The 8439-nt window shown below is 64.4% G+C and carries 7 protein-coding genes and 1 pseudogene; 5 read left to right on the top strand and 3 right to left on the bottom strand.

Annotation, left to right across the window (positions count from 1 at the left end; all coding sequences use genetic code 11):
* The 4 genes and pseudogenes from A3728_RS23685 to A3728_RS07645 all read left to right on the top strand — a co-directional run.
* Positions 1 to 85 (top strand): annotated as a pseudogene (locus A3728_RS23685) (YbjN domain-containing protein); the annotation flags it as partial.
* Between the two features lie 30 nt (positions 86 to 115).
* Positions 116 to 931 (top strand): pyrroline-5-carboxylate reductase, encoded by an 816-nt coding sequence (gene proC, locus A3728_RS07655; RefSeq protein ID WP_067921756.1) that lies wholly within the window; start codon positions 116 to 118, stop codon positions 929 to 931.
* Positions 924 to 1262 (top strand): tRNA-binding protein, encoded by a 339-nt coding sequence (locus A3728_RS07650; protein WP_067921754.1) that lies wholly within the window; start codon positions 924 to 926, stop codon positions 1260 to 1262. Before proC ends, A3728_RS07650 begins: the two co-directional genes overlap by 8 nt.
* Positions 1259 to 2209, top strand: a complete 951-nt coding sequence (locus A3728_RS07645) for a 2-hydroxyacid dehydrogenase (protein ID WP_067921752.1) — start codon at positions 1259 to 1261, stop codon at positions 2207 to 2209. The genes A3728_RS07650 and A3728_RS07645 overlap by 4 nt, the downstream gene beginning before the upstream one ends.
* 9 nt (positions 2210 to 2218) lie before the next feature.
* On the opposite strand, the gene A3728_RS07640 is transcribed toward A3728_RS07645, so the two are convergent.
* Positions 2219 to 2794 carry a thymidine kinase gene (locus tag A3728_RS07640; RefSeq protein WP_067921750.1) on the bottom strand — a complete coding sequence of 192 codons (576 nt, stop codon included), beginning with the start codon at positions 2792 to 2794 and terminating at the stop codon, positions 2219 to 2221.
* Between the two features lie 130 nt (positions 2795 to 2924).
* Here A3728_RS07640 and arsH point away from each other — a divergent pair, with 130 nt between their 5' ends.
* On the top strand, positions 2925 to 3638 hold the full coding sequence (gene arsH, locus A3728_RS07635; protein ID WP_067921747.1) for an arsenical resistance protein ArsH: 714 nt from the start codon (positions 2925 to 2927) through the stop codon (positions 3636 to 3638).
* A gap of 1 nt (position 3639) precedes the next feature.
* On the opposite strand, the gene A3728_RS07630 is transcribed toward arsH, so the two are convergent.
* Complete coding sequence (locus A3728_RS07630; RefSeq protein ID WP_067921744.1) at positions 3640 to 4764, bottom strand: beta-ketoacyl-ACP synthase III; 1125 nt, start codon at positions 4762 to 4764, stop codon at positions 3640 to 3642.
* Positions 4765 to 4966: 202 nt separating this feature from the next.
* Positions 4967 to 8299 (bottom strand): carbamoyl-phosphate synthase large subunit, encoded by a 3333-nt coding sequence (gene carB / locus A3728_RS07625; protein WP_067921742.1) that lies wholly within the window; start codon positions 8297 to 8299, stop codon positions 4967 to 4969.
* Positions 8300 to 8439 lie beyond the last annotated feature (140 nt).

The raw sequence follows: 8439 nt of genomic DNA, 5'->3' as shown, positions 1-8439 counted from the left end.
CGCGCTGCAACTGCTGGTCTGGGGGGATCGCACCCCCCGCGAAGCGTTGCAGGTTGCCATTGCAGAGGCCTACGGGCGGGCGTAACACTGCCCCGGTCAAACCGGGGGAGGTACCATGAAGGACGACAGGATCGCCGCACAGGGTCTCGTACTGCTGGGCTGCGGAAAGATGGGATCGGCCATGCTCGCAGGCTGGTTGGCCGGGGGGCTGCCCCCCGGTTCGGTCTGGGTCATGGACCCCCGCCCCTCTGACTGGCTGAAGGCGCAAGGCGTCCATATCAACGCCGAGATGCCCGCGAAGCCTGCTGTCGTCCTTGTCGCCGTCAAGCCACAGATGATGGAAGAGGCGCTGCCCGTGCTCAGGGCCATGGGCGACGGGGAAACGCTCTTTGTCAGCGTCGCGGCGGGCACCACCATCGGGCACTTCGAAAAGACGCTCGGCAGCGCTACCCCCATCGTCCGCGCGATGCCCAACACTCCGGCAGCAATCGGCCGGGGGATCACCGCCATCATCGGTAACGACCACGCAAGCCCCGCCCTGATGGATATGGCCGAAGACCTGCTTTCCGCGGTGGGAAAGGTCGTGCGTCTGGAAAACGAGGGCCAGATAGATGCCGTGACCGGCGTCAGCGGGTCAGGCCCGGCTTACGTCTTTCACATGATGGAAGCGATGGCCGACGCCGGAGAGGCCCAGGGGCTGGACCGCGAACTCGCACTGACCCTCGCCAAGGCGACCGTCGCCGGGGCAGGGGCGTTGGCGATGGAGGCCAGCGAGGATCCGTCCCAACTGCGCGTCAATGTCACCAGTCCCAACGGGACGACGCAGGCGGCCCTTGAGGTGCTGATGGACGAGAACGAGGGGCTGCGCCCGCTCATCCAGCGTGCCGTGGCGGCGGCAACGGCCCGTTCGAAAGCGCTTGCCGATGGCTGAGATATCCTTTGACGATTTCCTTGCCGTCGATATCCGCACCGGAACCGTCCTGCGGGCGGAGCCCTTCCCGGAGGCGCGCAAACCGGCGATCAAGCTCTGGATCGATTTCGGGGACGAGATCGGAGAGCGCAAGACGTCCGCGCAACTCACCGCGCATTATACTCCCGACGGGCTGATCGGGCGCCAGGTGATGGCGGTGGTGAACTTTCCACCGCGCCAGATCGGTCCTTTCATGTCCGAAGTGCTGGTGCTCGGCCTGCCGGACGACAACGGTGACGTGGTCCTCCTCGCACCCGAAAGACCCGTTCCCAACGGAGGACGAATGCATTGACCCGGCTACTGCTTACCCGACCGCTCCCGAAGGAGGTCATCGCGCAACTGGACGGCTTCGATGTCACCGTGCGGCCCGAAACCTCGCCCCTGTCGGCGGAGGAACTGCGCAGCGCGCTGCGTGACTTCGACGGGGTGCTTTGCACCCTGGGGGATCGTTTCACGGCAGAGGTTTTCGCGGATGTGCCCGACCCCCGGTGCCGGATCCTCGCCAATTTCGGGGTGGGCTACAATCATATCGACGTGGCCGCTGCGCGCGAGGCGGGCCTGACGGTGACCAACACGCCCGGTGCCGTCACGGATGCGACCGCCGACATTGCCATGACCTTGACGCTGATGGCTGCCCGGCGCGCTGGCGAAGGTGAACGCCTCGTGCGCAGCGGCGCGTGGGAAGGGTGGCATCCCACCCAGATGCTGGGCATGCACCTCAGCCACAAGACAATGGGGATCCTCGGCATGGGCCGCATCGGGCAGGCCATCGCCCGCCGTGCCCACTTCGGCTTCGGGATGGAGATTCACTACGCCAGCCGCAGCCCCAAGACGCTCGCCTTCCCGGCGCAGCGGTGCGAAGACCCGGTGGCACTGGCCCGCACTGTCGATGTGCTTGTGGCGGCGGTGCCGGGCGGCGCCGAAACCCGCCACATGGTGAACGCCGATGTGCTGCGCGCGCTGGGGCCGGAGGGATATCTCGTGAATATTTCCCGGGGCGACGTGGTGGATGAAACGGCCCTGATCTCGGCCTTGCAGGAAGGCACGATCGCGGGCGCGGGCCTCGATGTCTACGAAAACGAACCCGTCGTGCCAGAGGCGCTGCGCGCGCTCGACAACGTGGTGCTGCTGCCGCATCTCGGCACCTCCGCGCTGGAGGTCCGGATCGACATGGGGCGCATGGCGGTTGATAACCTGAAGGTCTTCTTCAAAGGGGAAACCCCACCCAACACGGTCTGAGACCGGGGGTCATTCCATCACGGCGCGCCAATGCCTGCGGCAGAGCGAAACGTAGCGTTCGTTTCCGCCAATCTCGATCTGTGCGCCCTCGCGCAGCGCCTTTCCGTCCGGTCCCTGCCGGACGACCATGGTCGCCTTCTTGCCGCAGTGGCAGATGGTGCGCACCTCGCGCATCTCGTCCGCCAGCGCCAGCAGCGTGGCCGAGCCGGGAAAGAGCCGCCCCTGAAAATCCACGCGCAGCCCGTAACACATGATCGGAACGCCAAGGTCGTCGACCGCCCGGGCCAACTGCCAGACCTGCGCTTCCGTAAGGAACTGCGCCTCGTCCACGAAGATGCAGGCGCAGGGGCCTTTCGCCAGCCGCGCTTCGATCCGGGCGAAAAGATCATCCTCCGCAGCAAAGGTATCTGCGGCCCGGGCGATGCCGATCCGCGAGGCGATCCGCCCTTCGCCCGCCCGCGTATCGAGCTGCGCGGTCAGCAGATAGGTCTGCATCCCGCGATCGTTGTAGTTATGCGCGGCTTGCAGAAGCACCGTGGATTTCCCGGCGTTCATGGTTGAGAAATTGAAGTAGAGCTTGGCCATGGCACGCAATAGGACGTGCCGCGGATCCGTTCAAGACTCTGACCCGACGGCGGGACGGCAAAGGAAGGATGACAGCCCCGGGGCGAAAAGCTAGGAACACGGCGAAATCACTCATCCGAAGGCCCGCTCCATGACAGATACGTTTCCCGCCCTGCGCGCGGACCAGCTTCCCGACATCGACACAAAGGCCCTGCAGGCCGCAGATGATCCGGGCCATCCCCCGCGCATCCTGCTGCTCTATGGCTCGCTGCGCGCGGAAAGCTATTCCCGCCGCGCGGCAGAGGAAGCGGCGCGCATCCTGCGCCGGCTGGGGTGCGAGACGCGCCTTTTCGATCCCCACGGTTTGCCGCTGGTGGACGATACGGGGGCCGATCACCCCAAGGTGGCCGAACTGCGCGAGCTTGTCGTCTGGTCCGAAGGCATGGTCTGGTCCAGCCCCGAACGCCATGGCGCGATGACGGGCGTGATGAAAACCCAGATCGACTGGCTCCCGCTCTCTCTGCAAGGGGGCATTCGCACGACGCAGGGCAAGACGCTGGCCGTCATGCAGGTTTCGGGTGGGTCGCAATCCTTCAACGCGGTGAACCAGATGCGGATACTGGGCCGCTGGATGCGGATGATCACCATTCCAAACCAATCCAGCATCCCCAAGGCGTGGCTTGAATTTGGCGACGAAGGCCGCCTGCCCGAGGGGCCGTTCTATGCGCGCATCGTCGACGTGATGGAGGAGCTGGTGAAATTCACGTGGCTCACCCGGGGGCGCGGTGCCTACCTTGTGGACCGCTATTCGGAACGGGTGGAAAGCGCGGCAGAGGTCCACGCGCGGGTCTCTGCCAAGGGTTAGGTCAGTCCCGCCGCTCGACGAGTACGGAGCCCACGGAATACCCCGCCCCGAATGAGCAGATCAGCCCCACGTCGCCCGGTTCCAGATCGTCCGAGTACTTGGAGAAGGCGATGATGGAGCCTGCCGAAGAGGTATTGGCGTAATCCTGAAGGATATTTGGCTGTTCGCCCGGCTCGGGGGCGCGGCCCAGCACCTTGCGGCCGATGAAGTCGTTCATCGACTTGTTGGCCTGATGCAGCCACAGCCGCTTGAGATCGCCCGCTTCGACACCTTCTTCGGCCATGTGGTTGCCGATGTGATCGGCGACCAGCGGCAGCACCTCCTTGAAGACCTTGCGGCCATTCTGCATGAACTGCATGTCGCGCCGGTCGGCCAGACCGTCCGGGCGGGAGCGGCGCAGGAAGCCGTTGTTGTTGCGGATATTGTTGGAATACTGCGTGGCACAGCGGGTCGAGCGTATCTCGAAATGCGCGCCCTCGGCGTCCTCGGTCCGTTCAATGAGCGTGGCTGTCGCGACATCCCCGAAGATGAAATGGCAATCGCGGTCGCGCCACTCCAGATGGGCCGAACAGATCTCGGGGTTCACCACCAGCGCCGACCGGATCGAACCCGATCGCACCATGTCGGCGGCGGCCTGAATGCCGAACGTTGCCGAAGAACAGGCGACATTCATGTCAAAGGCGAAACCGTCGATCTCCAGCAGGTCCTGTATCTCGATCGCGACCGCCGGATAGGCCCGTTCTAGGTTCGAAGCCGCACAGATCACCGCGTCCACATCCGCCGCGGTCCGACCGGCCTGTTCCAGCGCGATGCGCGCGGCCTTCAGCGCCATTTCCGCCATCAGCGACGGTTCGTCATCGCTGCGCTGGCGCAGCAGCGGGTGCATCACGGCGGGGTCGAGAACGCCCGATTTGTCGATCACGTAGCGCTGTTCGATCCCGCTGGCCTTGACGATGAATTCTTCGGAGGAATGTTCCTTTGCCGCCAGCGTTCCGGCGGCGATTTCATCGGCGTTTTCGGCATTGTAGCGGTCGGCATAGGCGTTGAACGCTTCCACCAGTTCGGCATTGGTGATGACCTGATCGGGGGTGAAGACGCCGCTGCCGGTGATGGCGGGTGTATACATGTTCTTCGGTTCTCCAACTGCGGAAACGGGGGCATTCGGACTGGCCGCCCCGACTATGCGCAAAGCCTGTGCCATTGTACACGGGGAGTGCCGATTTTAGCAGCACATTCATGATTTCTACGCCGCGTCAGAGCCAGCCCGCGCCCCCTTGCGGCGGGGCGACGACAGGTTGGCTCAACAGCTTGGTAGCGATGATCCGGCGTTAATCCTGCAGCGCCTTCACGCCGATCTCATCCTCGGCCTGTGCCTTGATGGCCAGCACGGCGGCATGGGCCCCGGCTGCGGTGGTGAAATAGGGGATCTTGTCATAGAGCGCGATGGAGCGGATCGACTTGCTGTCTTCCACCGCCTGCGCGCCTTCGGTCGTGTTCAGCACCAGTTGCACCGTTCCGTCCTTGAGTAGATCGGTGATGTCCGGACGGCCCTCATAGACCTTGTTGACCAGTTCACAGTCGATGTCGTGTTCGGACAGCCAGGCCGCCGTGCCGCGCGTGGCGACGATGGTAAAGCCCTGTTCCAGCAAGATACGGGCCGCTTCGAGCATCTGCTCCGTCTTGTCCATGTCCTTGATCGACAGGAACACGCAGCCCTCACGCGGCAGCACCGTACCGGCCCCCAGCTGCGCCTTCAAAAAGGCGCGCGGGAAATCGCGGTCCCATCCCATGACTTCGCCGGTGGAGCGCATTTCCGGCCCCAGCAGCGTATCGACGCCGGGGAACCGGGCAAAGGGCAGCACCGCTTCCTTGACGGAGAACCACGGCATGTCCGGGTCGGCCAGCGTCATCGGATCGCCCAGCGGCAGGATGTCGTCATAGGCGGTATCGGTGGGGTAGGGCGGACGCTGCGGGAAGGTTGACAGCGGCTCGCCCGCCATGACACGCGCGGCGATGGAGGCGATGGCGCTGTCGGTGGCCTTTGCCACGAAGGGCACCGTGCGGCTGGCGCGGGGGTTGACCTCGATCAGGTAGATCTCGCCGTCCTTCACCGCGAACTGGATGTTCATCAGGCCCACGACGTTGAGCGCCTTGGCCAGTGCGCGGGTCTGTTCCTTGACGGTTTCGATCACGTCGCGTGGCAGCGAATAGGGGGGCAGCGAACAGGCGCTGTCACCCGAATGGACGCCCGCCTCCTCGATATGCTGCATGATACCAGCGACATGGACGTCCTTGCCGTCCGACAGGGCGTCCACGTCCAGTTCGACAGCACCGCTCAGGTAGCTGTCCAGCAGCACCGGGCTCTTGCCGGACACGACGACCGCCTCGTTGATGTAGCGTTCAAGGCTCTGCTGGTCGCGCACGATCTCCATCGCACGGCCGCCCAGCACGTAAGAGGGGCGGATCACCAGCGGGAAACCGATGTCGCGGGCGATTTCGAAGGCTTCCTCGTCCGAATGGGCGATGCCGTTGCGCGGCTGCTTGAGGCCCAGCTTCTGCACCAGTTGCTGGAACCGCTCCCGGTCTTCCGCAAGGTCGATCATGTCGGGCGTGGTACCGAGGATCGGGATCCCCGCGGCATGCAGGTCGGCAGCGATCTTCAGCGGTGTCTGGCCACCGAACTGCACGATCACGCCATGCAGGGTGCCGTTCTCCTGCTCCACCCGCAGGATCTCCATCACGTGCTCAAAGGTGAGCGGTTCGAAATAGAGCCGGTCCGAGGTGTCATAATCGGTGCTGACCGTTTCCGGGTTGCAGTTGATCATGATCGTCTCATAGCCCGCGTCGGTCAGCGCGTAGCAGGCGTGGCAGCAGCAATAGTCAAACTCGATGCCCTGGCCGATCCGGTTCGGCCCGCCCCCGAGGATCACGACCTTCTTTCGGTCGCTGGGCCGCGCCTCGCATTCCGCCTCGCCCATCATGGGGGCCTCATAGGTGGAATACATGTAAGGGGTCTGCGCCTCGAATTCGGCGGCGCAGGTGTCGATCCGCTTGAACACCGCAGTTACGCCGACGTCGATCCGCGCCGCGCGCACCTGTTCCTCATCCTGCCCGGTCAACTTGGCGAGCCGCGCGTCGGTGAAGCCCATCATCTTGAGCCGCCGCAGGCCCTCCGCGTCCTTGGGCAGGCCCCCCTCGCGCACCGCTTCTTCGGCGTCCACGATTTCGCGGATACGGGCAAGGAACCACGGATCGAACATCGTGATGCCGTGAATGTCGTCATCATTCATGCCGTGGCGCATGGCCTGTGCGATGGTACGCATCCGGTCCGGTGTCTGCTGGCTGATCGCCTTGACCAGCGCGGCGCGGTCCGGCGCGCCGGGGATGGCGATTTCGTCAAAGCCGGTCAGGCCCGATTCCATTGAGGCCAGCGCCTTTTGCATCGATTCGTGGATCGTACGGCCAATCGCCATGGCCTCGCCCACGGATTTCATCGCGGTGGTGAGGTAGGGTTTCGCGCCGGGAAACTTCTCGAAGGCGAATTTCGGGATCTTGGTGACCACGTAGTCGATTGTCGGCTCGAAGCTGGCGGGTGTCACGCCGGTGATGTCGTTGTCCAACTCGTCCAGCGTGAAACCGACAGCGAGTTTCGCCGCGATCTTCGCGATGGGAAAACCCGTCGCCTTCGAGGCCAGCGCCGAGGAGCGCGACACCCGGGGGTTCATCTCGATCACGACCATGCGGCCGTCTTCGGGGTTCACCGCCCATTGGACGTTGGAGCCCCCGGTTTCCACCCCGATCTCCCGCAGGACCGCGATCGAGTGGTTGCGCATGATCTGGTATTCCTTGTCGGTCAGCGTCAGCGCGGGGGCCACGGTGATGCTGTCGCCGGTATGCACGCCCATCGGGTCCACGTTTTCGATGGAACAGACGATGATCGCGTTGTCGGCGGTGTCGCGCACCACCTCCATCTCGAATTCCTTCCAGCCGAGCAGGGATTCGTCGATCAGGATCTGGCCCATGGGCGAGGCATCCATGCCCGACCGGCAGTAGTGTTCGTAATCGTCGCGGTTATAGGCGACGCCGCCCCCGGTGCCCCCCATGGTGAAGGCGGGGCGAATGATGGCGGGCAGGCCGATGTCTTCCAGCGCGTCGAGGGCAAGGCGCACGCCCGCGGCGAGGTCTTTCTTGCCCGCTTCGGTCTTGGGCGCGGTGACGATGGTCGCGCGGGGGTTTTCGATCCCCAGCCGGTCCATCGCCTCGCGGAACAGCTTGCGGTCCTCGGCCATTTCGATGGCCTCCCGCTTGGCCCCGATCATCTCGACGCCGAATTTTTCCAGAACGCCCATCTCCTCCAGCGCGAGGGAGGTGTTGAGCCCGGTCTGTCCGCCCATCGTGGGCAGCAGCGCGTCGGGGCGTTCCTTTTCGATGATCTTTGCGACGATCTCGGGCGTGATAGGTTCGATATAGGTGGCATCGGCAAGGCCCGGGTCGGTCATGATCGTCGCCGGGTTGGAGTTGACGAGAATGACCCGGTAGCCTTCTTCCTTCAGGGCCTTGCAGGCCTGCGCGCCGGAGTAGTCGAATTCGCACGCCTGTCCGATGACGATCGGACCCGCCCCAATGATCATGATCGACTGGATGTCGGTACGTTTCGGCATGGCGGCAGCCCCCTGAATGTCAGCAAATTGTCCGCGTTATAGGGATTGGGGAGGGGGGTGCAAGAGGGAAGCGCCCACTGCGGATGCCCTTGCCGCCGGACCGGGGCGCTGCCCCGGACCCCGAAGTATTTCGGGATCAT

The organism is Sulfitobacter sp. HI0040, from assembly GCF_001634885.1.
Classification (GTDB): domain Bacteria; phylum Pseudomonadota; class Alphaproteobacteria; order Rhodobacterales; family Rhodobacteraceae; genus Sulfitobacter.
The sequence above is the reverse complement of the archived record's forward strand: the minus strand, read 5'-3'. Positions and strand labels throughout refer to the sequence as shown.

Bases quoted from the DNA above. Each gene is read 5' to 3' on its own strand.
- proC (WP_067921756.1), top strand. From the start codon at position 116: ATGAAGGACGACAGGATCGCCGCACAGGGTCTCGTACTGCTGGGCTGC.
- A3728_RS07650 (WP_067921754.1), top strand. From the start codon at position 924: ATGGCTGAGATATCCTTTGACGATTTCCTTGCCGTCGATATCCGCACC.
- A3728_RS07640 (WP_067921750.1), bottom strand. From the start codon at position 2,794: ATGGCCAAGCTCTACTTCAATTTCTCAACCATGAACGCCGGGAAATCC.
- arsH (WP_067921747.1), top strand. From the start codon at position 2,925: ATGACAGATACGTTTCCCGCCCTGCGCGCGGACCAGCTTCCCGACATC.
- A3728_RS07630 (WP_067921744.1), bottom strand. From the start codon at position 4,764: ATGTATACACCCGCCATCACCGGCAGCGGCGTCTTCACCCCCGATCAG.
- carB (WP_067921742.1), bottom strand. From the start codon at position 8,299: ATGCCGAAACGTACCGACATCCAGTCGATCATGATCATTGGGGCGGGT.